Raw genomic sequence first — 304 nt, 5'->3', positions numbered from 1 at the left:
TTGTACATCGAAAGATGGCTGAAGGCGCCGGTGCAGATGCCGGACGGAAGTATCGTCGGAAGGGAACGAGGCACACCGCAGGGTGGGGTAATCAGCCCTCTGCTGGCAAACCTCTTTCTCCACTATGCGTTCGACATGTGGATGTGCCGGAACTTCCCGGACATTCCGTTCGAACGGTATGCCGACGACGCGATCTGTCACTGCGGAAGCGAGGATCAGGCGACGGCGCTTCGGGCAGCTTTGGACGCGCGTTTGACTGAGTGCGGACTGACGCTTCATCCAGACAAGACGAAAATCGTCTATT

At 57.6% G+C, this 304-nt stretch carries 1 protein-coding gene; it reads left to right on the top strand.

The window, feature by feature from the left end:
• On the top strand, positions 1-304 hold a 304-nt coding region (locus EU800_RS26385; protein ID WP_242500844.1), incomplete at both ends, for a reverse transcriptase domain-containing protein.

The sequence above is a fragment of the Tropicimonas sp. IMCC6043 genome (assembly GCF_004146235.1).
Taxonomy (GTDB): domain Bacteria; phylum Pseudomonadota; class Alphaproteobacteria; order Rhodobacterales; family Rhodobacteraceae; genus Tropicimonas.
Note: the sequence above shows the minus strand (reverse complement) of the source record. Positions and strands in the feature narration are given on the sequence as shown.